We start from the raw sequence: 26,950 nt of genomic DNA, 5'->3' as shown, positions 1-26,950 counted from the left end.
CTTTTATAATATAGAACTAAACCCAAGTTCATTTATTTATTCAACGAGAGTAATAACCTATGGAAATTTTGCGAGGGGCGCCTGCCTTATCGACATTTCGTGTTAATCAGTTGCTGAAAAACTGTGAAGCATTAGATTTACCTGTAACAGAAATATATGCTGAATTTATGCATGTTGCAGATTTGTCTGAAGCTTTAAATGACCAAGAGTTAGCTGTATTACAAAAGCTATTAACTTACGGACCGAAAATAGCAGAGCATGATCCAATCGGAACACTTCTGTTCGTCACTCCACGTCCTGGCACCATTTCGCCATGGTCTTCAAAAGCAACAGATATCGCTAAAAACTGTGGTTTAAGCAAAGTAAAACGTTTAGAGCGTGGTATTGCTTATTATGTTGAAACGTCAGCTGAATTAAATGCAGAACAGGTTAAAACATTAACGGGGTTACTACATGACCGTATGATGGAAGTGGTATTAACTTCACTTGAAGATGCGACAACATTATTTGTTCAGGGTAAACCTGGTGAAATGACTAGTGTTGATGTGTTAGCAGAAGGGCGTTCAGCTTTAGAAGTTGCAAACGTTAACTTAGGTTTAGCACTCGCTGATGATGAAATAGATTACTTAGTTGAAAACTTTATTAAGTTAGGTCGTAACCCTAACGATATTGAATTAATGATGTTTGCACAGGCAAACTCAGAGCATTGTCGTCATAAAATCTTTAATGCAGATTGGACAATTGATGGTCAAAAACAACCAAAATCATTATTTAAAATGATCCGTAACACACATGAATTAAATTCTGATCATGTGTTGTCTGCGTATAAAGATAACGCCGCTGTAATGGAAGGTTATCAAGCTGGTCGTTTCTTCCCAAGCACTGATAGTCGTGAATTTGGCTATCACCATGAAGATATTGATATCTTGATGAAAGTAGAAACACACAACCATCCTACTGCGATATCTCCATTCCCAGGTGCTGCAACAGGTTCTGGTGGTGAAATTCGAGATGAAGGCGCTACAGGTATCGGCTCTAAACCTAAAGCGGGATTAGTAGGCTTCTCTGTATCTAACCTACGTATTCCTCATTTTGAACAACCATGGGAAACGGATTTTGGTAAACCGAGTCGTATTGTTTCTGCATTAGATATTATGCTTGAAGCTCCATTAGGTGGCGCTGCATTTAACAATGAGTTTGGTCGTCCAAATATTCTTGGTTACTTCCGTACTTACGAAGAGCAAGTAGAAAGCCATAACGGTAATGAAATCCGTGGTTATCACAAACCAATTATGTTGGCTGGTGGTTTGGGCAATATCCGCCGTGAACACGTTCAGAAAAAAGATATTCCTGTTGGCGCTAAATTAATTGTTTTAGGTGGCCCAGCAATGAACATCGGTCTAGGTGGTGGTGCTGCATCATCAATGGATTCAGGTGCTTCTTCAGAAGATTTAGATTTTGCTTCAGTACAACGTGAAAACCCTGAAATGGAACGTCGTTGTCAGGAAGTGATCGACCGTTGTTGGCAGATGGGTGATGATAACCCAATCCAATTTATTCATGATGTAGGTGCGGGTGGTTTATCAAACGCAATGCCTGAACTTGTGAATGATGGCGGCCGTGGTGGAATCTTTGATTTACGTGCTATTCCTAATGATGAAAAAAGCATGGCACCCCATGAAATTTGGTGTAATGAATCTCAAGAACGTTATGTAATGGCTGTTAAGCCTGAAAACTTAGCTACTTTTGAAGCTATCTGTAAACGTGAACGTGCTTTATACGCTGTCATTGGTGAAGCAACGGAAGAGATGCACTTAACGCTTAACGATCCTGAGTTTGATAATAAACCGATTGATATGCCGCTTGAAGTATTATTAGGTAAAGCGCCTAAAATGCATCGTGAAGTGTCAACACAAACGGCACAAGGTAAAGTATTAGATCTTTCAGGAGCAACAGTTAAAGATGCAGCTGAACGTTTATTACGTTTACCTTCTATTGCAGAAAAAACCTTCTTAATCACTATTGGTGACCGTACAGTAACGGGTTTAGTTGCTCGTGACCAAATGGTTGGTCCTTGGCAGGTGCCAGTTGCCGATTGTGCAGTAACTGCTGCAAGTTATGACACTTACTTTGGTGAGTCGATGGCATTAGGAGAGCGTACTCCTGTTGCATTACTTAATTTTGGTGCATCGGCACGTTTAGCAGTGGCTGAATCAATTACTAATATTGCTTGTTCTGATATCGGTGATTTCAAACGCATTAAATTATCTGCAAACTGGATGTCTGCAACTGGCCATCCAGGTGAAGACGCTGGTTTATATGAAGCAGTGAAAGCCGTTGGTGAAGAGTTATGTCCTGAATTAGAGCTAACTGTTCCAGTGGGTAAAGATTCAATGTCAATGAAAACACGTTGGCAGGAAGAAGATGGTACGGATAAAGAAGTTATCTCTCCATTATCTTTAATCATTACAGCATTTGGTGCGGTTCGTGATATTCGTAATACAGTAACGCCTCAGTTACGTACTGATCAAGGTGATACTGCTTTAATCTTAGTTGATTTAGGTAACGGTAAAAATCGTCTAGGTGGTTCGTCACTTGCACAGGTATATAAACAGTTAGGTGATAAAACACCTGATTTAGATAGTCCTGAATTGCTAAAAGGTTTCTTCAATGCAATGCAGACTTTAGTCGCTGATAAGAAGTTATTAGCTTACCACGATAGAAGTGACGGTGGTCTATTCTCAACTATCACTGAGATGGCTTTTGCTGGGCATTGCGGTGTGACTGTTAAACTTGATCAAGTGGGCAATGATGATTTTGCTGCATTATATTCAGAAGAGTTAGGTGCTGTTATTCAGGTTAAACGTGACGATAAAGAAGCGGTATTAAATACGCTTGCTGGACACGGTTTATCATCTAATTCATTAGTGATTGGTACTTTAAATAACAATGACCAAATTGAATTTGTTCGTGATGGTGAAGAAGTATTAACAGCTAAACGTTCTGAATTCCGTGGTATCTGGGCAGAAACAACACTGAAAATGCAATCGTTACGTGATAACTCAGAATGTGCACAGCAAGAGTTTGATCTTAAATTAGATGATAAAGATCCTGGTCTATCAACTAAATTAACATTTGATATCAACCAAGATGTTGCTGCTCCTTATATCGCAACGGGTGTGCAACCTCGTATGGCAATTTTACGTGAGCAAGGTGTTAACTCTCAACAAGAGATGGCCGCTGCCTTTAATCGTGCAGGTTTCTCTGCGATTGACGTACACATGAGTGATGTTTTATCTGGTGATGTTCAACTAGCTGATTTTGCTGGTTTAGTCGCTTGTGGTGGTTTCTCATACGGTGATGTATTGGGTGCGGGCGAAGGTTGGGCTAAATCAATCTTATTTAATGAACAAGCTCGTAATCAATTCCAAACATTCTTTGAGCGTGAAAACTCTTTTGCGTTAGGTGTGTGTAATGGTTGTCAGATGTTATCTAATCTGCACGAAATCATCCCTGGTACTGATTTATGGCCTCGTTTTGTACGTAATAACTCGGAGCGTTTTGAAGCACGCTTTAGTTTAGTTGAAGTACAAAAGTCTAATTCATTATTCTTAAATGATATGGCAGGTTCTTATATGCCAATTGCAGTATCTCATGGTGAAGGTCGTGTTGAAGTTAAAGATGATGCTCACCTTGCTGCTATTGAAGCAAGCGGGTCAGTTGCATTACGCTTTATTGATAACTATGGGAATAATACTGAAGCTTATCCTGCTAATCCAAATGGTTCGCCAAATGGTATTACAGGTCTTACTTCAAAAGATGGTCGTGTCACGATCATGATGCCTCATCCTGAGCGTGTATTTAGAACGGTTGCAAACTCATGGCATCCAGATGAATGGAAAGAAGATAGCCCATGGATGCGTATGTTTAGAAATGTACGTAAACAACTTGGCTAGTTAAAAAAGAACGCGCAGACAAACAAAAAAGGGAACATTATGTTCCCTTTTTTATTGCTTAATATTATATTAGTTATAGGCAATTAAAGAATTTACTAAGTAAAAAGTAATTTCGCTATCAAATGGAATTGATATGGTCACGCAAGTTTTATATCTAGGGAGAAATCTAAAGTTAGCGAAGGCTTTACTTGCAATTAACCCTGCGATTAATACTTTTGAGATCACACATATAATGTGTGTTAATGATCTTGAATGTATTATATCTGAGCAAGAATACCATCATTTTATTTGTGAACTTCCTGTATCAAGTATTATGAAATTACGTATTGCCAAAAAATTCCCACAAATCAATTGTACTTACCTTACCGATCAAGAGCCAAGTTCGCAAAACTTTGCTGCACCTGCATTAGAAATAGAAGAGCTCATTTCAGCAGATGTTAAAGCTGCACTGGATTGCATTAGTATTCCTATTTTTTATAAAAATGAAAAAGGGAATGTGATTGCCTGTAATACTTATTTTTCTCAGATCTTTGGTTTATTACCAGAAGATTTTATAGGTCAAAGTCTAGAGAGTCTTTTACCAAGAGGTTTTACTGAAGCAACTAAAAAATCAACGCTGACGCTAAAAAATCCTCATCTTGTGAATTTACTCGAATGTGAAATGCGTGATGTATCAGGTATTAAGCGTGAGTTTTTGGTTCGCGAAGAGATCATCGATGGAAGTGAGCTTACTATCGGTATGTTGTTTGATGTGTCTGAAGTGAATGCCATTAAACAAGCGGTTGAAAAAGAGCGTGTGATGCTGCGCGCAACCGCGGATATATCTTCAGATCTTATTTTCTTTAAAGATTTAAATGGTGCATTTATTGGTTGTAATAAAGCCTTTGAAGCATTTGTTGGTTGCCCTGAAGCTAGCATCATTGGTAAAAAGGATGAACAATTATTCGAGGCCAAACAGGCTAAAATGTGCCAAAGCCAAGATGCGTTAGTATTAACTTCAGGCGAAGTTTATACAGGAAATGAACATCTCACTTATAAAAATGGTAGAAAACACTATATCCACATGCAAAAAGTTCCTCTTAAAGATAAGCAAGGTGAGATACAGGGATTAATTGCGATTGGGCGAGATATTACTGAAAAAAATATGATCCAAAAACAACTTAACCTTGCCAATGTTGTTTTTGAGAATAGCCGTGATGGTATTTTAGTCACAGATGGAATGGGCGCGGTTATTACTTCCAACGATGCGTGTGTTGAAATATCTGGTTATTCAAAAAAAGAGTTATTGCATAAGAAAATTAGCTCTTTTGCTTTTGGTTGTGACTATCGTCGTTTATTTGTTGAAATAGAACGTGCTTTGATAGAAGAAGGGAAGTGGCAAGGTAATGCTAATTTCCGTTCTAAAAATGGTGATTTAGGCTATTTTTGGTTAGAAATATATGAAGTTAAACATCGTGATACTGGTGTTAAAAACCGAGTGTATTCATTCACTGATTTAACGCAAAATAAATATAACGAAGAAAAAATTCAATATTTATCAAAGCATGATTCATTAACTGGTTTAAGTAATCGCATTGCTTTGTTTAATCATTTAGAGACGGCAATTGCTCGTGCAAACTATAAAGAGATAGCGCTAGGTGTTTTATTTGTAGAAATTAATGGTTTTAAAGCAATCAATGAACGTTATGGTCATAATCAAGGTGACTTGGTTATAAAGTGTGTCGCTCATCGTCTTAAAAAATCAGTCTCTGATACTGATACGGTTGCTCGTATTGGTGATGACCAGTTTGTCTTGGTCATTGAAGAGTTAGAGAACGAGCAAGTTGCTGCATTAATTGCACAAAAAATAGCACAAAGGTTTTCTTCTCCTATTTCCATTGATGGTATTGAAATTACTTTATCACCTTCTATCGGCATTAGTATTTGTCCTGATGATGGTATGGATTTGGATGCTATTTTAAACAATGCTGAATCAGCAATGTTACGTAGTAGAAAAGATAAAAATAGTTTGTATCACTTTTATACAAATGAATTAACAATTCATTCTACGCAGCAAATAGAATTAGAAAATGAATTTAAATTAGCCTTAGAAGATGAGCAATTTGAACCTTATTACCAACCTCAATATGATCTTAATAAACGTCAAGTCGTTGCTGTAGAATGTTCATTCCGTTGGAATCATCCCGATCAAGGTGTTTTATTACCAGACCGATTTTTAATGCTAGCGGAACAATCGGGATTGTTAATTGATTTAGGTATGAAAATGTTTTACAAAACAGCAAAACAAGCTGTTAAGTGGCATTCATCTGGTATTCATTTTGGTCGAGTCGCGATCAGTTTATCAAAACTAGAGTTATCACAATTATCATTAATCGGTCAGCTTCAGGAAGTGCTTTTAGAAACTGGCTGCCAAGCAAATTGGCTCGAATTTATCATTGAAGAAAGTTTATTCAGTAGCAGTATTGATACATTACAGGATAATTTATTTAACATTAGTCGTTTAGGTATTTCTTTGACGGTTGATGGATTTGGTGCAGACCGCTCTGTTTTATATTCAATTGGTCGATTGAATATTGATAAATTTAAAATATCTAAGCATTTCATACAGGGAGTACCTGGTTATTTGGCTGGTGAGGCGATGATTAAATCTGTCTTTATTTTAGCTAATTCGCTTGGCATTGATGTGGTTGGTGAGGGAGGAAACCATTCTGAGGCTGAGTTATCATTAAATGAATACAAAACCGTGAAAAATAATAATGAACCAATGAAAGCATGCGAAGCAACTTTTTATCTAAGATGTAATAAACGTAAATAAATTATTTTCCTTGATGCTATAAGTTACAGTCGCGGTAGCATTCATTTTCAAATTTTAGCAAAATACTATTAAACTTATTTTGTTATTACATTCCTTTTCATCGGTATATTATTTTATAGGAAATTCATGGAACTATTGGCTTTTTATATTCCCTGGCTTGATAGTCAAACTTTCATTATTCTTTCGGCAACTATTTATTTTAGTTTATTAGCGCTTGTCTCATTTCGAGTTATTTTAAATCGTAAGCAAATCGGTGTTTCTCTCGCTTGGTTATTCCTCATTTTTACTGTTCCTTTAGCGGGCATGATTGGTTATTTTATTTTTGGGGAATTAACCTTAGGCGCTAAGCGTAGTAAACAGCGGAAACTATATTACGGTAAATTCTTAGCGTGGGTTGAGCAACAAACAACACCTTATAGACAGACAAAAGAGAATATTAGTGTCAATGCTCATTCAATGCAGGCATTTGTTGAATCCTATACTCATATGCCAATGGTAAAAGGTAATCAACATACTTTATTAAACTCCGCTGATGATATTCTTTTAGAGCTTATTAAAGAAATTAAAGAAGCAAAACAGCATTGTTATTTAATGTTTTATATTTGCCATCAAGGGGGCTTAGTTGACCAAGTGCTAAATGCTTTAAAAGATGCAGCTAGTCGAGGGGTCTCATGTAAATTACTCTTAGATTCAGTAGGTAGCCATGAGTTCTTTAAATCTGTTGCGTCTATACAGCTGCGAGCGGCTGGAGTTGAAGTTGTTGAAGCATTACCTGTAGGTGCCTTTCGTTTATTATTTCAACGACAAGATTTAAGATTACACAGAAAGTTAGTTTGTATTGATGACCATATCGCTTATACAGGCAGTATGAACTTAGTAGACCCCGCTTTTTTTAAGGTTGATAAAGGTTTTGGAGAATGGATTGATGTAATGGTTCGTTGTGAAGGGCCAATCGTACAACAAATGCTAGGTTTATTTGTATGGGATTGGAGCTTAGAAACCGGTGAGAAATTAAATTTACCATCTGCGGATCATTCTTTATTTGGTGTGATAGGGGATGAAAATGCGCAACTAATTCCTTCTGGGCCTGAGTTTGGTAAAGTGGGGATCCATCAAGTTTTATTAACAGCAATTTATGAAGCTAAATATAGTTTAGTATTAACTACGCCTTATTTTGTACCCGACGAAAGTTTGTTGATGGCACTACAAGTTGCGTCAATGCGTGGTGTTGACGTTAAGATTATTTTACCTGCCAAAAATGATTCTATTATGGTGGAATATGCTTCTCGTGCATTTTTTGAAGACTTACTCAGTTCTGGTGTTGAAATCCATCAATTTTATGGTGGTTTATTACATACTAAAAGCATTGTCATAGATGAAAAAATTGCGTTAATAGGTACGGTTAATTTAGACCGTCGTAGTTTTTGGTTAAATTTTGAAATGACAATGTTAATTGATAATGAAAATTTTGCAGGTAAATTATTGACCACTCAAATGCATTACACTTTAGTTTCTGAGCAATTAACTTTAGCAGAGTGGAAGCAACGTTCATTCTCTAAACGTCTTTTAGAAGGTGTTTTGTATTTATTTAGTCCGCTATTATAACCTTATTACTCTTTTAAAATTTAAAGCTTACCAATAAAGAGCCTCAATCATTAAAAAATTAATTATTGAGGCTCAGTTATATGTTGGCTTTACTTAACAAAAGCTATTTCTGTTATTTTTTGGCTTCAGGTATATCCATAATATCTACATAGTCATTGCCATAATAAGAGGCAATTAATACTTCTTTTAATTCTGCGATTAAAGGATAACGAGGGTTTGCTCCTGTACATTGATCATCAAAAGCATGTTCAGCTAATTCATCAACTTTCTCCATAAATTCTTTTTCATCAACACCTGCTGCTTGAATTGAAAGAGGAATATCTACGGCTATTTTTAGTTCATCTAGCCAAGCTAATAAATTATTCAGCTTTTGCTCTGTATTTTTACCTCCAAGTTGTAAATGGTCGGCAATTTCTGCATAACGTGCGCGTGCTTTAGGACGATCATATTGTGAAAATGCAGTTTGTTTCGTTGGTGTATTTGTTGCGTTATAACGTATGGTATTAGTTAATAACAACGCATTCGCTAAACCGTGCGGAATATGAAATTCTGCACCTAATTTGTGTGCCATTGAATGACAAACACCTAAGAATGCATTTGCAAATGCCATCCCTGCAATCGTTGAAGCATTATGTACTTTCTCTCTTGCAATAGGATCTTTTTTACCATTTGTATAAGAGCTTGGTAAATATTGTTTGAGCAATTTAAGCGCTTGTAATGCATGGCCATCTGTATATTCAGTAGCTAATACTGAAACATAAGCTTCCATGGCATGAGTGACTGCATCGTAACCTCCATAAGCACATAATGATTGAGGCATATCCATGATCAGGTTTGCATCAATAACCGCCATATTAGGTGTAAGGGCATAGTCTGCTAATGGATATTTCTGACCTGTTTTATCATCAGTAACGACAGCAAAAGGTGTTACTTCTGAGCCTGTACCTGATGTTGTGGTAATACAAACTAATTCTGCTTTTTCACCCATTTTAGGAAATTTGTAAATACGTTTGCGGATATCCATAAAGCGCATAGATAAATCTTCAAAGTCAGTATCAGGATGTTCGTACAATACCCACATTATTTTAGCTGCATCCATTGGGGATCCGCCTCCAATCGCTAAAATCACATCGGGTTGATAGTTATGACATGCTTTAGCACCTGCTCTGACAACTGTTAAGGTTGGATCGGCTTCTACTTCATGGAAAACCTCAACTTCCATGCCTTTCTCTTTTAATATTGTGCGAAGATCATCGATGTATCCATTATTAAATAAGAAACGGTCAGTGACGATTAATGCGCGTTTTTTTCCTTTTAAGTCATCCATTGCAATGGGTAATGAACCTCGACGGAAGTAGATCGATTTTGGAAGTTTATGCCACAACATATTTTCAGCTCGCTTAGCAATGATTTTTTTATTGATCAGATGTTTTGGACCTACATTCTCTGAGATTGCATTTCCTCCCCATGAACCACAACCTAAAGTTAATGATGGCGCGAGTTCAAAGTTATACATATCACCGATCCCCCCATGAGAAGAAGGGGTGTTAATTAAAATTCGAGCCGTTTTCATCTTATCACCAAAGTAAGCAATGCGATCTGCATTGGCATCTTGGTCTGTATAAAGTACTGAGGTATGGCCTACACCACCTATATCTAATACGATGCTTGCTTGGCGGACGGCATCTTCAAAATCTTTAGCTTTAAATAAGCCTAATGTAGGAGACAGTTTTTCATGTGCGAACTCATCGTCAAATGAAGCTTCTAATCCTTCACCAATTAATATTTTTGTTGATGTAGGTACTTTAACACCTGCTAATGCCGCAATTTTATGAGCAGATTGCCCCACTATTTTTGAGTTTAAAGTGCCATCAATTAATAATATTTTCCGTACTTTATCGGCTTCTTTGTCATTTAAAATGACTGCGCCATATTTTGCAAAGCGTGCCTTCACTTCATCATAAATAGAGGCGACAACGATGGCGGCTTGTTCAGAAGCGCATACCACACCGTTATCAAATGTTTTAGACATTAATATTGAGGAGACGACTCGCTTTATATCGGCTGTTTCATCAACAACAACAGGTGTATTACCTGCACCAACGCCAATAGCAGGTTTACCTGAAGAGTAAGCGGCTTTAACCATGCCTGGTCCGCCTGTTGCAAGTATTAGATTAATATCATCATGTTTCATTAAGCTATCTGAAAGCTCGACTGAAGGTTCGTCAATCCAACCGATGATATGTTTTGGGGCACCAGCTTTTACTGCTGCTTCTAATACTAATTTTGCTGCATAATTGGTTGCATTTTTAGCGCGCGGATGGGGTGAAAAGATACAACCATTACGAGTTTTAAGGGAGATTAAAGCCTTAAAAATGGCTGTAGATGTTGGATTTGTTGTCGGGATAATTGCACAGATAATGCCAACCGGTTCTGCGATTGTGATAGTACCACCTTCATCGTTACGTTCGATGACTCCACAGGTTAACTCATCTTTATACTTGCTATAAATAAACTCGGAGGCAAAATGATTTTTAATCACTTTATCTTCCATAATTCCCATACCTGATTCTGTTGCTGCCATTTTAGCAAGTTCAATCCGTGCTGTTGATGCCGCTAAAGAGGCTGCTCGAAATATAGTATCTACTTGTACTTGAGAATAATTTGCGAACTCTTTTTGCGCTAGTTTTACACGTGCAACCATTGCATTTAGTTCAGTAATATTAGTTACTGTCATACGTTTCTCCATAGATTTATAATGTTATAAATATTTTAGTAAAACAGACTGAGTAAAACTTTTATTCTTAAAAGGTAAATTTAACTCTTCATAACCAGTATAAAAATTCGCCTTTTATATGTATTGATCAGGATCATCATGTTGATTGCCTTCGCTACAATGCACATTTAGATGAGTAACTAATTTTCATTAATTGAAGCGTATGATTTATACTGCGACGTTAAGACTTAGTTTAGAAAGATAACCTCATTTAAGGGAATTGCAATATGGGAAATACACCCGCTGCTGCGCGTACAATTTTATACTTTTCTGCATTAGTCATCTCATTGGCTGGAATAAAGATAGCCGCGCCGATTGTTGTGCCATTTTTACTGTCTTTGTTTGTGGCCATTATCTGTAATCCTGCTGTTAATTATTTGCAGAGTAAAAGACTACCTCGTGGTATCGCTATCGCTGTTGTTATCTTTACCATATTCTCATTATTTATTGTTTTAGGTGGGGTTATCGGTGCTGCTGTAAATAATTTCACACAAGCAATACCAACTTACGAAGCTCAATTATCAGAGCAAATTACTTGGTTAGTTGCATGGCTTGCAAAACATGATTTGGTACTTTCAATGGATGAGGTCCGTTCTTATTTTGACCCCGCCAAAGTTATGAATTTAGTAACGACAACATTAACGGGCTTTAGTAGTGTCTTAGGGAATGTGTTCCTATTGTTATTAACCGTTGTTTTTATGTTGTCTGAAGGAAAAGTGTTTGCAAAAAAATTACAAATATCTTTTGATGATTCAGCTAAAACAAAGCAAAAACTAGGATACTTTTTAACAATGGTTAATCAGTATATGGCGATTAAAACATTAATCAGTCTAGCGACAGGTTTCATTATTGGTTTTGTTTTATGGGTTTTAGGTGTTCAGTTTTATGTGTTATGGGCGTTATTAGCTTTTTTACTTAATTACATACCTAACATAGGTTCAATTATTGCCGCAGTTCCTGCTGTTATTTTGACGTTTTTACAATTGGGAGCTGGTTATGCTTCGGTTGTTATTGGTTTGTTTGTAGGGGTTAATATGGTGATGGGGAATTTTGTTGAGCCTCGTTTCATGGGGCGTAGCTTAGGTTTATCTACCTTGGTGGTGTTCTTATCATTAATATTTTGGGGGTGGCTATTAGGTATGGTGGGTATGTTATTGTCTGTACCCTTAACGATGATTTTAAAAATTGCATTGGAAAATAGTGAAGGCGGACGCTGGTTTGCTATCTTATTAAGTTCAGATGAAGAAGTTAAGCTATTTGAAGAGCAAAATTTAAAACAACAAGAAGACTCTCAAACAACATCTGATGCAGATGAAGTAACTCCTCAAGAAGAAAAATAATATGTTTACAGATCTATTAGAAAAAATGCACTTCCCTAACAATCTGACAGATAAATCTGAAGACGATGAATTTAGTCAAAATAAGGAAATGTACCGATTATTTCATGGTCGTGGTTTCTATTATCAAGAATATCAGCATATCAATATAGATTGGTTGTCTCCTGTTATTTTGATCATTCTTTATAAAGAAGAAAATGCCGAATGGTTAGCTAATTTAAGTGAATTTCTATTAAATGAAATGACACAAAGAGGTTTTAAGGTTGAAAGCATTCAGGTGCAATTTCGTTGTCGAGATCTTGCTCCAACAGAGCTTTTATATGGCGAGCCGTTACATGATTATATTGCTTGTGAAAATGGCTTAGCTTATAAAATTAGTCTAGGAAAAAATCAAAACTACGGTATTTTTTTAGATATGAAAAATGGTCGTGCTTGGTTAAGAGAAAATAGTAAAAACAAACGAGTATTAAACCTATTTTCCTATACCTGTGCTTTCTCTGCTGCCGCGATTGCCGGTGGAGCTGAGCAGGTTGTAAATTTGGATATGAGTAAAGCCGCTCTTGCTGTGGGGCGTGATAACCATAGAATAAATGGGCACGATTTAGCAAAAGTAAAATACCTTGGACATGACCTTTTTAAGTCATGGGGTAAAGTAAAACGTCTAGGACCTTATGACATTATCATTGCCGATCCGCCTTCTTTACAAAAAGGCAGTGTTAATATTAAACGAGATTATCCTAAAATTATGCGTCGTCTTCCGGAACTATTAAATCCTGGTGGGCAGGCTTTATTATGTTTAAATAGTCCTGATCTTGATTTTCAATTTATCTCTGATGCTTTAGCTGAACATTGTCCACAAGCTAAAATTCTACGCACTATTGCACCACCAAGTGAGTTTACAAATGTTGACGTTGATAAAGGGTTGAAATGTGTTTTGGTAGAGTTGTCTGAAGTATAATAAAAGCTAATATTAATTAATCGTTAGCTACAAAAAAGCCCTGTTTAACTTTCGTTAAACAGGGCTTTTTTATTTACAATGAAATTAGCCGTTTAATGCATCTCTTTCTTGAGCTTGTGTTGCTTGAATCGCTGTTAATGCGATTGTGTAAACGATATCGTCAACTAATGCACCACGTGACAAGTCATTTACTGGCTTACGTACACCTTGAAGCATTGGACCGATACTGATTAAGTCAGCACTACGTTGTACAGCTTTGTACGTTGTATTACCTGTATTTAAGTCTGGGAAGATAAATACAGTTGCTTGACCTGCAACTTTAGAATCTGGTGCTTTACTCTTAGCAACATTTTCCATAACAGCGGCATCGTATTGTAGAGGACCATCAATTAATAGGTCTGGACGACGTTCTTGAGCAATTTTAGTTGCTTCACGAACTTTCTCTACATCACTACCTGCACCAGAGTTACCTGTAGAGTAACTGATCATTGCAACTTTAGGGTCGATACCAAATGCAATTGCTGAATCAGCAGATTGAATTGCGATATCAGCAAGTTGTTCTGCTGTTGGATCTGGATTGATTGCACAGTCACCATAAACTAATACTTGATCTGGTAATAACATAAAGAAGATTGAAGAAATTATGTTAGCACCTGGTGCTGTTTTAATTAACTGCATTGCAGGGCGGATAGTATTAGCTGTTGTATGAACAGCACCAGAAACAAGGCCTGCTACTTCATTTTCAGCTAACATCATTGTACCTAGTACAACTGTATCTTGTAATTGCTCACGGGCAACAACTTCAGTTAAACCTTTTGCTTTACGCAGTTCAACCATAGGTGCAACGTAGCGTTCAATCACATCAACAGGATTAACAATCTCTACTTCATCAGGGATTGTAATACCTTGTTGAGTTGCTACACGTTGAATCTCATCAGGGTTACCTAATAAAACAGGTGTTGCAATTCCACGTTCAGCACAAATAACAGCAGCTTGAATTGTACGAGGTTCTTCGCCTTCAGGAAGTACGATACGTTGGTTTATCTTACGAGCAAGCTCTGTTAAATGATAACGGAATGCTGGTGGAGATAAACGACGAGATAAAGAAGAATCTTCAGTTAACGTTTCTAACCAATGCTTATCAATATGACTCGCGATGTACTCTTGTACTTTTTCAATACGCTCTAAATCATCAACAGGGATTTCCATGTTGAAGTTTTGTAAACGTTGTGCTGTTTGCCATGTGTTGCTTTTGATCAATAGGATTGGTAAACCAGCATCCATTGCACTTTGACAAAGTTTTAGTACTTCTTCTTCTGGCATGTAATCGCCAGTTAGTAATAAACAACCAATTTTCATGCCGTTCATCACAGCTAAACAAGTTGCGATGATTACATCACTACGGTCGCCAGATGTTACTAACATCGAACCTGCTTTAAAGTGTTCAACCATATTTGGAATTGAACGTGCACAGAAAGTAACAGAATGTAGACGACGATTTTCTAAATCGCCTTTGTTTAGTATTTTTGCTTCTAGATGTACTGCTAAATCTTTAACGCGAGGAGCAATTAAATCTGCGCTCCAAGGAATACAGCCTAGGATTGGTAATGGGCTTTTGCTGAACATTTGTAATACTTCAAGATTGCTATTACTGTTAGCAACTGGAATATCAAACATTTCACTTAGATCTGCACCACTTTTTTCGTTTTCATCAATAGGCGCGCCTACTTTGTTGATGATACAACCAGCAATACTTTTGTTATCTTTACCGCCGAAAGTAGAGATAGCAATATCGATACGTTCTTTAAGTTGTTGAGAACTGTCGTTACCTGGATGAGCAACGAATACCATATCTGCACCTAATGCTTTTGCAATACTGTAGTTAACGCTATTAGCAAATTGGTGTTTGTCATTTGGTACTAAACCTTCAACAATGATCACATCACTTTCTTTAGTATCTTCGCGGAAACGCTCTACGATACTTTCAAGTAGATCAGAAGTATTTCCTAATGAAATTAGATTCTCAGCATATTTCATTGTGAAAGGTTCAGGCGGAAGGATATTAGTTGAATTACGAATTGTTGCTGTTGAACGTTCTACGCCTGTATCACCTTTACGAGGTTGAGCAATAGGTTTGAAAAAGTTAACTGCTACACCTTGACGTTCCATTGCGCGAACCATTCCAAGACTTACAGAAGTTACGCCAACACCAGAACCAATAGGGATCAACATTATTGTACGAGCCATGACTATTCCTTTTAATAGATCAAAAAAAGGGAGTAATTACTCCCTTTGAAATTAGTTTAAATTAAGCTGAAACAAGTTCAGCAGAATCTTGTGCGATAACCCATTCTTCGTTAGTTGCAATAACCATTGCGATAGGGCTGTTTTCTTCAGTAATAATGCCTGATTCGCCTAATGTCGCTACTTGGTTTTTATCTGCATCTACTTTGTAACCAAAGATAGTTAAGCTGCTAAGTACTTTTTCACGAATAAATGCAGAGTTTTCACCGATACCACCAGTGAATACGATTGCATCAATGCGACCTAGTGGTACTGAGTAAGCTGCGATGTATTTAGCTAGACGGTAACAGAAAACGTCTACTGCTAAGATTGCGCCTTCATGGCCTTTTTCGTAGTTACCAATCACTTCACGTAAGTCACTTGAAATACCTGAAAGACCTAATAAACCACTTTGTTTTTGTAACATATCCATTACACCACTTAGCGTGTAACCTTCACGACTTACAAGGTGTTCGATAATACTTGGGTCAAGGTCACCACAACGTGTACCCATTACTAAACCTTCAAGAGGCGTTAGGCCCATACTTGTATCAATACTTTCGCCATTTTTAACAGCAGTAATAGAACCACCATTACCAAGGTGAGCAGTGATAACATTAGTTTCGTTGATTGGTTGATTTAATACTTTAGCTGCTTCACGGCTTACATATAAATGACTTGTTCCGTGCATACCGTAGCGACGTACTGCTTTTTCTTTGTATAGATTAGTTGGGATTGCATACATAAATGCTTTAGCAGGCATTGTTTGATGGAAAGCAGTATCAAATACAGCTGTTTGCGGTAAAGATGGGAAAGCAGCTTGTGCAGCTTTGATACCCATGATTGCAGCTGGGTTATGCAATGGTGCTAATGATGCACATGCTTCAATACCTTCAAGCACGTCTTTATCAATGATTACAGATTTTGTGAATTTTTCACCACCATGAACGACACGATGTCCAACTGCAATAAACTGTGCTTCAAGACCATCAATTTTTTTGATGATATCTTCAACAATAAAACTAATTGCTGCAGAGTGAGCACTGTTTTCTGGAAGATTTGTTGATTCTTTTTTTCCATCAAATTTCCATTTGATGCGTGCATCAGGAAGGTTAAAACATTCCGCCAAGCCACTGATGATTTCATTACCATCTGTTGCATTGATTACAGCGAATTTAAGAGAAGAACTACCACAGTTGAGTACAAGGACTAATTTATTGCTCATGAAAGATTCCAGTCAGTAAAAAAATAAGCTTAAAATATCAAATGGAGAGTTTGATATCTCGTTAGGGTATAATAATTATATAACTTAATCGATACTTAGCATTTGGTGACATTGCTCACATTAAGCTATAGTTTAATATTACGCTTATGTAATAAAATTACAAATAAGAATTTGAGAAAAATTATTTGAAATCAAGTTTAGTGTAAACATTTATAGTTACTAATTATTTATATTATTGTAGAACATTATTACAGTATTGTGATTCTTTAATTTTAAAGAGGACTCCTAAATTTATGTTTTTTGAGCTATTAAAAAAAGGTGATGCATATTTAAAAATATGGCCAAAACAAAATTGCCTATATTCTTTATTTATTGATAGTAAAATGGTTTGTTACACGCAATTACTTATCAAACTATTTCCTTTGTTTATTGTGCTTGTCGCATCACTTTATATTCTTTTTCCCGCTTATTTTTCTTGGCCAAGTACCGCGACATTTATTTTATTTTTGATCGGATTGCCTGTTCATTGTCTTTTATGGTTAGGTAAAAGATCGCAGCAGATCTTGTCTCCTGCGCTATTTAATTGGTATGTGGAGATTAGCGAAGCTCTGAATGGAGATAAACTACGTCAACAAGTGATGAATGATAAACCTCGATTTATTGACTTAGCAAAGTTATTAAATAAAGGTTTTAAGAAGGGGGGGGATAACTTTTTATATAATAATGAATTGATTTAATTCTTTTTAAATATCTCAATATTAAAATCACATTCTATATCCCAGAAAGATTGATTCAACAATTTAGTCAGTTTTTCTGGAGTAAACTTCCATGCAAACGGAGTCATATTTATCAAGTTTTGTAATTGCTCTTTATCATCAATGTTGAGTTTATAATTTAAGTTCATTTGTTCTAATTTACTGAAACCTTGTACCGCTTCATTTTCTTCTGCATGAGCATTTACATTCTCATAAATGACTTCTCGTAATTGATATAAATGACGTGGTGCCGGTGTAACTGTAATTAAATAACCATTTTTTTTAATTAATCGTATCAATTCTTCTGCTTTTGATGGTGCATAAATGCGTATTATTAAGTCAATACTCTCATCTGCTAGCGGTACCTGATACGCACTTGCTACGCAAAAGTCGATATCTTGATAACGTTTTGCCGCATATCGAATCGCTACTTTTGATATATCTACCCCACATGTTCGATGTTTTTTTAATCGCTGATTGATGAGTTGCGTGTAATAACCTTCGCCGCAACCTAAGTCTAATACCTGTGCTTGTTCAATATTAACGAGATATTTTTCGCTGATCTCTGCGACTTTTTCTGCTAGAGGTAAATAACCACCAGTATTTAAAAATGCACGTCTTGCAATCATCATCTCTTTATTGTCGCCTGGATTTTTTGAGCTTTTAGCCTGGACGGGTAATAAATTTAAGTAGTTTTCTTTGGCAACATCAAAATGATGGTTATTTTTACATACTTGAGTGTTGTTAACTTTATTAAATACAGTTTGGCAAAGAGGGCAGATAAAAGGTGTCATAACATTGTTACTTAAAGATTAAGTTTGGAGGTGAAATTAAGGCAGTAAAAACTGCCTTAATTTAATCATTAAAAGTTGTAATCAACCTTTAGAAAATAACGTCACTGTGATATTGAAGTAACACGTTTTGTACTGCAACCATAGATTCTCTTGATGGAGGATTTACTCCCTCGAGTGGATAATTCTCACCCATTGCAATCCATTTATGTCGGCCAAGTTCGTGATAAGGTAACATTTCAATTTTCACTATGTTTTTCATAGGCTCAATAAATTTACCTAATGCATGTGCATCTTCAAGGCAATCCGTAATGCCGGGTACAACTACATAGCGCAAGTAAACATCTTGATCATGTTCCGCTAAATATTTAGCAAACTCTAATGTGTATTTATTACTCACATGAGTTAAATCAATATGTTTAGCATTATCCATTTGTTTGATATCTAATAAGACAAGATCGGTGCTATTTAATACATTTTTAGTTGTTTGATCTATTTTACGAACAAAACCGTTTGTATCTAAACATGTATGGATACCTTCTAATCGGCAAGCTTCAAACATCGCTTGAACAAATTCAGGTTGAAGCATTGCTTCACCACCTGAAATAGTAATACCACCGCCTGATGCTTCCATAAAATTACGGTATTGCAGTAATTCCTTCATTAATTCTTCAACCGTTGTTTCTTTACCGCCTTCTGTATCCCAAGTATCACGATTATGGCAATACTTACAACGCATTAAACAGCCTTGTAGAAAAATAATAAAGCGTATTCCTGGGCCGTCAACCGTACCGCAGGTTTCTATTGAGTGTACGCGTCCAATGACCGACATTTTATAACCTCATCAAAAATTAATTATTAGTATTAACTCTTTCTTTAAAATAATACAAATAATTATTTTCATTATGCTAAAAAGAAAGGTTTCATCCGCAAAGATGAAACCTTTTCTAATTATAACAGGCTAAACAAAAAGTTAACCTGTTTATCGCTTATTTTTACAGAGTCGCTGTAAATGTACGCGTAATTACATCACTTTGTTGTTCTTTAGTTAGTGAGTTAAAGCGTACTGCGTAACCAGATACACGGATAGTTAGCTGAGGGTATTTCTCAGGGTGATCCATTGCATCTAATAACGTTTCACGGTTCATCACGTTTACGTTTAAGTGTTGTCCACCTTCAATTTCAGGCGTGTGTTTAAAGTAACCATCCATTAGGCCAGCTAAGTTTGATTTTTGAGAATCATCTGTTTTACCTAATGCATTTGGTACGATTGAGAATGTGTAAGAAATACCATCCTGTGCGTAAGCAAACGGTAGTTTAGAAACAGATGTTAATGATGCAACAGCACCTTTCTCATCACGACCGTGCATTGGGTTTGCACCTGGTGCAAATGGAGTACCAGCACGACGACCGTCAGGTGTGTTACCAGTTTTCTTACCGTATACAACGTTAGATGTAATAGTAAGGATAGACTGTGTAGCACGTGCATTACGGTACATTGGACGTGATTTGATTTTTTTCATGAACGTTTCAACAAGTTCACAAGCAATATCATCAACACGTGGGTCATTGTTACCAAATTTAGGGTAATCACCTTCAATTTCAAAGTCAGTTGCAATACCGTCTTCATCACGAACAGGTCGAACTGTTGCGTATTTAATTGCTGCTAATGAATCTGCTGCAATTGAAAGGCCAGCAATACCACATGCCATTGTACGAGTAACGTCACGGTCATGAAGTGCCATTAATGCAGCTTCGTAGCTGTATTTGTCATGCATGTAGTGAATACAGTTAAGTGCAGTCACGTATTGTTCTGCTAACCAATCCATGAAGTGATCAAGATTTGCATAAACTTCATCGAAATCTAAAACTTCACCAGTAATTGCTGGGATTGTTTTAGGGCCAACTTGCATTTTAGATTTTTCATCAACACCACCATTGATCGAGTACAGAAGTGTTTTTGCTAAGTTTGCACGAGCACCAAAGAATTGCATTTGTTTACCAACAACCATTGGTGATACACAACAAGCGATAGCATAGTCATCGTTGTCGAAATCAGTACGCATTAAATCATCATTTTCATACTGGATAGAAGAAGTATCGATTGATACTTTTGCACAGTATTTTTTGAAGTTTAGAGGTAGTTGCTCAGACCATAAAACAGTAATGTTTGGCTCTGGAGAAGGACCCATAGTGTATTGAGTATGTAGGAAACGGAAGCTGTTTTTAGTAACAAGCGTACGACCATCTACACCCATACCACCGATAGATTCTGTTGCCCAAATTGGGTCACCAGAGAATAGATCATCATATTCAGGAGTACGTAGGAAACGAACCATACGTAGTTTCATTACTAAGTGATCGATAAGTTCTTGTGCTTCAGTTTCTGTGATCACACCAGCTTGTAAATCTTTCTCTAGGTAAATATCTAGGAAAGTCGCTGTACGACCAAATGACATTGCAGCGCCATTTTGAGATTTGATTGCAGCTAAGTAACCGAAGTAAGTCCATTGGATTGCTTCTTTCGCGTTAGTTGCTGGACCTGAAATATCAGAACCGTATTTAGCAGCCATCTCTTTAATTTGAGCTAAAGCGCGGTATTGTTCGAAGATTTCTTCACGTAATTTCAACGTATCTTCTAATGAAGTACCAGCAATAAGTTCAGCTTCTAAACTTTTATGTTGAGCTGCTTTTTCTGCCATTAGGTAATCAATACCGTAAAGTGTAACACGACGGTAATCACCGATAATACGGCCACGACCGTAAGCATCTGGTAAACCTGTTAATACACCTGATTTACGACATTTAAGAATATCGCCAGTATAAACATCAAAAACACCTTGGTTATGAGTTTTACGGAATTCTGAATAAGTTTGGCGAATGCCTGGATCAAGTTCTTTACCGTAAACTTTACAAGAACCATCGATCATACGAATACCACCATTAGGGATAATCGCACGTTTTAATGGTTTTTCAGTTTGTAAACCAACAATAGTTTCTAGTTCTTGGTTAATGTAACCAGCATCATGTGCTGTAATAGTAGAAACAACATCAGTATCGAAATCTACAGGAGCATGTGTGCTATTTTCTAGCTTGATGCCTTCCATTACTTTTTCCCACAATGTATCTGTTGCAGGTGTCGCGTCAGCTAGGAAGCTTTCATCGCCTTCAAATGGAGTATAGTTTTGTTGGATGAAGTCACGAACGTTAACTTCAGTTTTCCAAGTGTCACCAGCAAAGCCTTCCCATGCTGATACAAATTCTTCGTTCAATTTAGTCATAAAGATTTACCTTTATAGTTAGTGATTAAAAAATAGTTAAAAAGTGTTTAGTTCAAAATGTAAATTATTTATCCAGTGCAATGTCTGACAATTAAGGTATAGGTGATGCCAATAATAAGGCACAAATAAAAAGAGAGGTAATAAGCATGCATATTTGGGGAATAAAATGAAATTCAGACACAAAAAAGTTACTTGCAGTATTTTGTGCAGTAATATCAACTTTTTTGACTGTTTGATGATATAAGAATTCATCAATTTTAATATCTGTTTGCATCTTAGAAGTTACCCCGTGATGGATTAGTATTTAGTCTATCAAATGTCTTTATATAAATCTTGATTTAAATCAATTTCTGCAAGAAACTTGTAATTAAATTACAGTTTCAGTCCGTTAAATTGATTCTTTATTACATTTTTAAATAAAAAAAGTACTTTTAAGTCTTTTTTTTGTTATTTATTTTCAAAATGAATTGTTGTTGTCATTTACTGCTTAATACTTGAACACATTTATATTATGTTTTGGGTATAAAATCAACGAACCTTAAAAAGATTATTTGTTATGTTATTTTTTATAAAGTTTTTTTGTCAGTAATCAAGCTACCAATTACTATACCCTCCCTAAGTAGATATTAATTATAATAATTTAAATATATCTAAGGGGCTTTATATCCAATCGGTTATAAGCAACGTAACCTTAAAATGTAATTACCTTATTCTACTGCTCTTATAAAGGTATAAGTATGCCTGAAAATTACAAATTGGATGGGGAACTAAGAAACTGTTAAATAAAATTGGCAACGTCGATTTTTAAAGAAAGCATGAAAATTAAAATGAGGCATTAGATTGTTTGATAAATATAAAGACTAAGACTAAAAAATAGTGGGGGAGTGATTCCCCCTTTGTGTAATTACAGAGTTTCTGAGATTTCTTCTAATATTTGTAAACACCAGTCACTGATTCGTTGGTCGCTTAATTCATACTGCGTATCTTCATCTAATGCTAAACCAACAAAATATTGTCCATCTTCAGTAACAGCTTTAGAGGCATCAAACTTATATCCTTCAACGGGCCAGTATCCAATAAATTTAGGTTGTTGAGGTAGTAATTCGTCATGCAACATACCAACAGCATCTATAAACCATTCGCTGTAACCATCTTGATCACCCAAGCCAAAGATGGCAACTATTTTATCTTTTACATTCAAGCCATCTATCTGATCCCATAATTTACCCCAATCTTCTTGAAGTTCGCCATAATCCCAAGTTGAAATACCTAATATGACGATATCGTAATCATTTATCTTGCTTAAACCCTCTTCTTTTATGTTAAATAGGTCTACTAATGATTCGCCTAGCTCTGCTTGAATCTTTTCTGCTGCAATTTCTGTATAACAAGTGCTAGAGCCATAAAATAAACCAATTTTCATAAGTGACCTTTGAGTAACGATAAAAGAGTCGCTAATTTACCGTTAAGGCAATCGAAATGGAAGTATTAAGCATTGAACAATTTTTGGATTCACTTTGGTTAGAGCGAGGGTTATCAAAAAATACCTTAGATTCGTACCGTCATGACCTCACTTTGGTTGAAGTTTTTTGTCAACAACATGAAGTTTCGTTAAGTGATGCAACGGAACAGCATCTTTCTATGTATTTTGAATCGCGTTTACAAGGTGATATTGATTATAAAAATACCTCTACTGCTCGTTTAATGAGTGCCATTCGCCGTTATTATCAATATTTATGTAGAGAAAAAATTCGCGAGGATGATCCAAGTGCCAAATTAGAAAGCCCTAAAATAGTAAAGCCATTACCTAAATCATTATCAGAATCGGAAGTAGATGCATTGTTGTGTGCGCCTGATTTAAATGATCCTGTACAGTTTCGAGATAAAGCAATGTTAGAGGTTTTGTATGCAACGGGGTTACGAGTTTCTGAGTTAGTTGGTTTAACAATGGAAGAAATTAACTTACAACAAGGTGTTATTCGAGTAACAGGTAAAGGTAATAAAACACGACTTGTACCTTTAGGTGAAGAATCGGTGTATTGGCTTGAGCGTTATATAGAAGAGATGCGATCTTCATTATTATCAGGGCAAAGTAGTGATGTTTTATTTCCTAGTCGCCGTGGCTCACAAATGGTTAGGCAGACTTTTTGGCATCGTATTAAATTCTATGCACAATTAGCTGGAATTGATAAAGAGGCATTATCCCCCCATGTTTTACGACACGCTTTTGCGACTCATTTATTGAACTATGGTGCGGACTTACGTGTCGTACAAATGCTCTTAGGGCACAGTGATTTATCTACCACACAAATTTATACGCATATCGCAAAAGATAGGTTAAAAACATTACACAGTGAACATCATCCTCGAGCTTAAAGTTTATTTTTTATACAGTGAAATTTTTTAAATAAAACCTAGGTCGTGTTTGTGGGGGATTGCAATATCACTTTACAGAACTCTGTTGTCTAGAATGCAAACTTGCGCGTGTAATTCACATTCACTTTGTGCCTTAATATAGGCATAATCAGACGTTATTCGTTAATTTAATCGGTTAGGAAAGTATATCTATGTCTATGTTAAGTATTAAAAAAAGTATTGCTACATTAATAGTGGGGTTGTTAGTTAGTACAAGCAGCTTTGCAGCTATTTCAAAAGAAGTGCAAGATACTTTAAATAAAAAATTACACTCATTGAAAGTTAATGTAACGGCAATAAACGAATCGCCAGTAAAAGGTTTGTATGAGGTTGTTGCTGCAGGCGCTATTTATTATATCAGTGAAGATGGTAAGTTCCTGATCAACGGTAATATGTATGATTTAGATAATAATATGAAAAATTTAACCGGTGAGAAGATTGAACAATTGCGCCGTGCAAATACAGCTGAACATTTTGCTAAAATGAAAGATTTTGAAAAAGACATGATTGTTTATAAAGCTGATAACGAAAAATATGTTGTTACAGTATTTACAGATACAAGTTGTGGTTACTGTCAAAAGCTGCACTCTGAAATGGCTGATTATAATAAAGCAGGGATCACTATCCGCTACCTTGCTTTCCCACGTGGTGGCGTTAATTCAAGTGCTTACCATACAATGGTTTCGGTTTGGTGTTCAGAGGATCCTAAATTAGCAATGGACAATGCTAAGCACCGTCGTTCAATTCCTCCTGTTTCTTGTGATAACACAGTTAAAGAGCAGTATGAGTTAGGTGTTTTATTAGGCGTTAATGGTACGCCTGCTTTATTCTTTGAGGACGGAACGGCAATGCCTGGTTACTTACCTGCAGATCGTTTACTTCAAGTATTAAAAGAAAATGAAAAAAAATAACTAGACTAGTACTTCTTCTACATTCTTATTCATAATAGACTGCACAGATGTTCCTTTATCGTGCAGTTTTTTTATGTCTCAAGAAACAACAAAAATACAAGTTCAACAACGTCCAGAATATGATGCAAGTTTATTGTCATTATCCTGCTCACCTTTACTCACAAAGCTTTATGCGAATCGTGGTATTACTGCTGCAAGTGAGTTAGATAATCGTACTCAAACCTTGATCCATGCTAATCAACTAAAAGGGATTGATGCGGCCTGTGAATTACTTTATCAAGCTTATTTAAAGCATAAAAAAATCATTATTATTGGAGACTTTGATGCTGATGGGGCAACGAGTACCGCATTAAGTGTTTTGTCACTGCGAGCATTAGGTTTTCAAAATGTAGATTATTTGATACCAAATAGATTTGATTATGGTTATGGATTAAGCCCTGAAATTGTAGACTTAGCAATGCAACAAGGTGCCGATGTTTTGATGACAGTGGATAATGGTATTTCTAGCATTAGCGGTGTAGCTCATGCTAAAGCATTGGGTATCGAGGTGTTAGTAACTGATCACCATCTACCTGGAGATGAAACACCCATTGCAGATGCGATTGTCAATCCTAATCAAGTTGGTTGTACTTTTCCAAGTAAAAACTTAGCGGGTGTTGGTGTTGCGTTTTATGTGATGTTAGCACTGCGTTCATTGATGCAAGAAAAAGGATGTTTTACACAGTTTCCAGCCCCTAATTTAGCGAGCTTTTTAGATATTGTAGCATTAGGCACTGTTGCCGATGTTGTGAAACTAGATGAAAACAACCGTACTTTAGTACATCAAGGCATTGCTCGTATTCGAGCTGGTTTTTGTCGCCCTGGAATTAGTGCATTAATTCAAGTGGCTAAACGTAATCAAAAACAACTTGTTGCAACAGACTTAGGTTTTTCATTAGGGCCGCGTTTAAATGCCGCTGGTCGTCTAGATGAAATGAGCCATGGTGTTGAGCTCTTACTTTGCGATGATTATATGCGCGCAAATACGCTAGCAACAGAATTAGATGGTTTAAACCAGTCGCGCCGTGAAATAGAACAAAGCATGCAGCAAGAAGCCATGCTGAGTTTACAAAAGTTATCTATTGATCAAAATAACCTACCATTGGCATTATGTTTATTTGAAGCAGATTGGCATCAAGGTGTCATTGGCTTGGTTGCATCACGCATTAAAGAAAAATACTATCGTCCAACGTTTGCTTTTGCTCGTGCTAATAATGGTGAAATTAAAGGTTCTGCACGTTCTATTCCTGGTATTCATATTCGAGATATGTTGGATTTAGTGGATAAAACCATACCGGGCGTGATTTTGAAATTTGGTGGTCATGCTATGGCCGCAGGTTTGAGTTTATTAGAAAAAGACTTTCAGCTATTTAACGATACTTTAAATGCCGTTTTAAAAGCACAAGTTGATGATGCGTTATTACAAAATGTGATCCTTTCTGATGGTCAGTTAAGTGCTGAACAATTTGATTTAAGTATTGCACAGGAATTACGTGATGCTGGTCCGTGGGGGCAAGGTTTCCCTGCTCCTATTTTTGATGGTGATTTTGAATTAAAACAACAACGCATTGTTGGTCAAAATCATTTGAAAATGGTCTTGCAGCAGGGTGATAAATTAATTGATGCTATTGCGTTTAATATTGATCCTAAAGTTTGGCCAAACTTATCAGTTAAAACAGTTTCCTGTGTTTATAGCTTGGATATTAATGAGTTTAGAGGACAAAGAACGGTGCAATTATTAGTTCAACTAATAGAGCCTAAAGCTTAATATTCGATGTGGAAATTAAAAAGGAGAGTCGTCAT

The 26,950-nt window shown here is 36.3% G+C and carries 17 protein-coding genes; 9 read left to right on the top strand and 8 right to left on the bottom strand.

Translation table 11 applies throughout. The annotated features are described in order from the left end of the window. Window positions 1-59: 59 nt before the first annotated feature. The 3 genes from purL (at window position 60) to cls (ending at window position 8,376) form a co-directional block, all read left to right on the top strand. Window positions 60-3,956: a phosphoribosylformylglycinamidine synthase gene (gene purL / locus E2R68_RS04255; protein WP_134276277.1), complete on the top strand. Its 3,897-nt coding sequence runs from the start codon at window positions 60-62 to the stop codon at window positions 3,954-3,956. A gap of 133 nt (window positions 3,957-4,089) precedes the next feature. Then, on the top strand, window positions 4,090-6,771 hold the full coding sequence (locus E2R68_RS04250) for a sensor domain-containing protein (RefSeq protein ID WP_134276276.1): 2,682 nt from the start codon (window positions 4,090-4,092) through the stop codon (window positions 6,769-6,771). Window positions 6,772-6,897: 126 nt separating this feature from the next. Further along, window positions 6,898-8,376, top strand: a complete 1,479-nt coding sequence (gene cls / locus E2R68_RS04245) for a cardiolipin synthase (protein ID WP_134276275.1) — start codon at window positions 6,898-6,900, stop codon at window positions 8,374-8,376. Between the two features lie 112 nt (window positions 8,377-8,488). Here cls and adhE read toward each other — a convergent pair whose 3' ends face one another. After that, window positions 8,489-11,113, bottom strand: a complete 2,625-nt coding sequence (gene adhE / locus E2R68_RS04240) for a bifunctional acetaldehyde-CoA/alcohol dehydrogenase (protein WP_134276274.1) — start codon at window positions 11,111-11,113, stop codon at window positions 8,489-8,491. Window positions 11,114-11,379: 266 nt separating this feature from the next. On the opposite strand from adhE, the gene E2R68_RS04235 reads away from it, so the two are divergent. Both E2R68_RS04235 and E2R68_RS04230 read left to right on the top strand, forming a co-directional pair. Then, a complete protein-coding gene (locus E2R68_RS04235) occupies window positions 11,380-12,492 on the top strand; it encodes an AI-2E family transporter (RefSeq protein WP_134276273.1) in 1,113 nt (370 codons plus the stop codon). A gap of 1 nt (window position 12,493) precedes the next feature. Continuing rightward, entirely contained in the window at window positions 12,494-13,447 is a 954-nt protein-coding gene (locus E2R68_RS04230) for a class I SAM-dependent methyltransferase (RefSeq protein ID WP_243834592.1), read from the top strand. Window positions 13,448-13,531: 84 nt separating this feature from the next. Here the strand turns inward: E2R68_RS04230 and pta are convergent, their stop codons facing one another. Both pta and E2R68_RS04220 read right to left on the bottom strand, forming a co-directional pair. After that, complete coding sequence (gene pta, locus E2R68_RS04225) at window positions 13,532-15,694, bottom strand: phosphate acetyltransferase (protein WP_134276272.1); 2,163 nt, start codon at window positions 15,692-15,694, stop codon at window positions 13,532-13,534. Between the two features lie 61 nt (window positions 15,695-15,755). Continuing rightward, window positions 15,756-16,955: an acetate kinase gene (locus E2R68_RS04220; RefSeq protein WP_134276271.1), complete on the bottom strand. Its 1,200-nt coding sequence runs from the start codon at window positions 16,953-16,955 to the stop codon at window positions 15,756-15,758. A gap of 293 nt (window positions 16,956-17,248) precedes the next feature. On the opposite strand from E2R68_RS04220, the gene yfbV reads away from it, so the two are divergent. Next, entirely contained in the window at window positions 17,249-17,692 is a 444-nt protein-coding gene (gene yfbV, locus E2R68_RS04215; RefSeq protein ID WP_134276270.1) for a terminus macrodomain insulation protein YfbV, read from the top strand. Here the strand turns inward: yfbV and rlmA are convergent. From rlmA to fldB, 5 genes are all read right to left on the bottom strand, one after another. Continuing rightward, window positions 17,689-18,504: a 23S rRNA (guanine(745)-N(1))-methyltransferase gene (gene rlmA, locus E2R68_RS04210; RefSeq protein ID WP_134276269.1), complete on the bottom strand. Its 816-nt coding sequence runs from the start codon at window positions 18,502-18,504 to the stop codon at window positions 17,689-17,691. The two genes, yfbV and rlmA, sit on opposite strands and share 4 nt — an antisense overlap. An 88-nt stretch (window positions 18,505-18,592) precedes the next feature. Next, a complete protein-coding gene (gene pflA / locus E2R68_RS04205; protein ID WP_134276268.1) occupies window positions 18,593-19,333 on the bottom strand; it encodes a pyruvate formate lyase 1-activating protein in 741 nt (246 codons plus the stop codon). A gap of 163 nt (window positions 19,334-19,496) precedes the next feature. Next, a complete protein-coding gene (gene pflB / locus E2R68_RS04200; protein ID WP_134276267.1) occupies window positions 19,497-21,782 on the bottom strand; it encodes a formate C-acetyltransferase in 2,286 nt (761 codons plus the stop codon). A 91-nt stretch (window positions 21,783-21,873) separates the two neighbouring features. Continuing rightward, window positions 21,874-22,056, bottom strand: coding sequence for a hypothetical protein (locus E2R68_RS04195; RefSeq protein ID WP_134276266.1), 183 nt, complete (start codon window positions 22,054-22,056; stop codon window positions 21,874-21,876). Window positions 22,057-22,686: 630 nt separating this feature from the next. Then, the gene (fldB, locus tag E2R68_RS04190) at window positions 22,687-23,205 is read right to left on the bottom strand and encodes a flavodoxin FldB (protein WP_134276265.1); all 519 of its coding nucleotides are present in this window, start codon (window positions 23,203-23,205) and stop codon (window positions 22,687-22,689) included. Window positions 23,206-23,261: 56 nt separating this feature from the next. Between fldB and xerD the strand changes: the two genes are divergently transcribed. From xerD to recJ, 3 genes are all read left to right on the top strand, one after another. Beyond that, window positions 23,262-24,158, top strand: a complete 897-nt coding sequence (gene xerD / locus E2R68_RS04185) for a site-specific tyrosine recombinase XerD (RefSeq protein WP_134276264.1) — start codon at window positions 23,262-23,264, stop codon at window positions 24,156-24,158. A 191-nt stretch (window positions 24,159-24,349) separates the two neighbouring features. Beyond that, entirely contained in the window at window positions 24,350-25,108 is a 759-nt protein-coding gene (dsbC, locus tag E2R68_RS04180; RefSeq protein ID WP_134276263.1) for a bifunctional protein-disulfide isomerase/oxidoreductase DsbC, read from the top strand. A 73-nt stretch (window positions 25,109-25,181) separates the two neighbouring features. Beyond that, window positions 25,182-26,915, top strand: coding sequence for a single-stranded-DNA-specific exonuclease RecJ (recJ, locus tag E2R68_RS04175; RefSeq protein ID WP_134276262.1), 1,734 nt, complete (start codon window positions 25,182-25,184; stop codon window positions 26,913-26,915). Window positions 26,916-26,950 lie beyond the last annotated feature (35 nt).

The organism is Psychromonas algarum (genome assembly GCF_004376845.1).
Taxonomy (GTDB): domain Bacteria; phylum Pseudomonadota; class Gammaproteobacteria; order Enterobacterales; family Psychromonadaceae; genus Psychromonas.
This window is presented reverse-complemented; position numbering and strand designations above follow the sequence as displayed.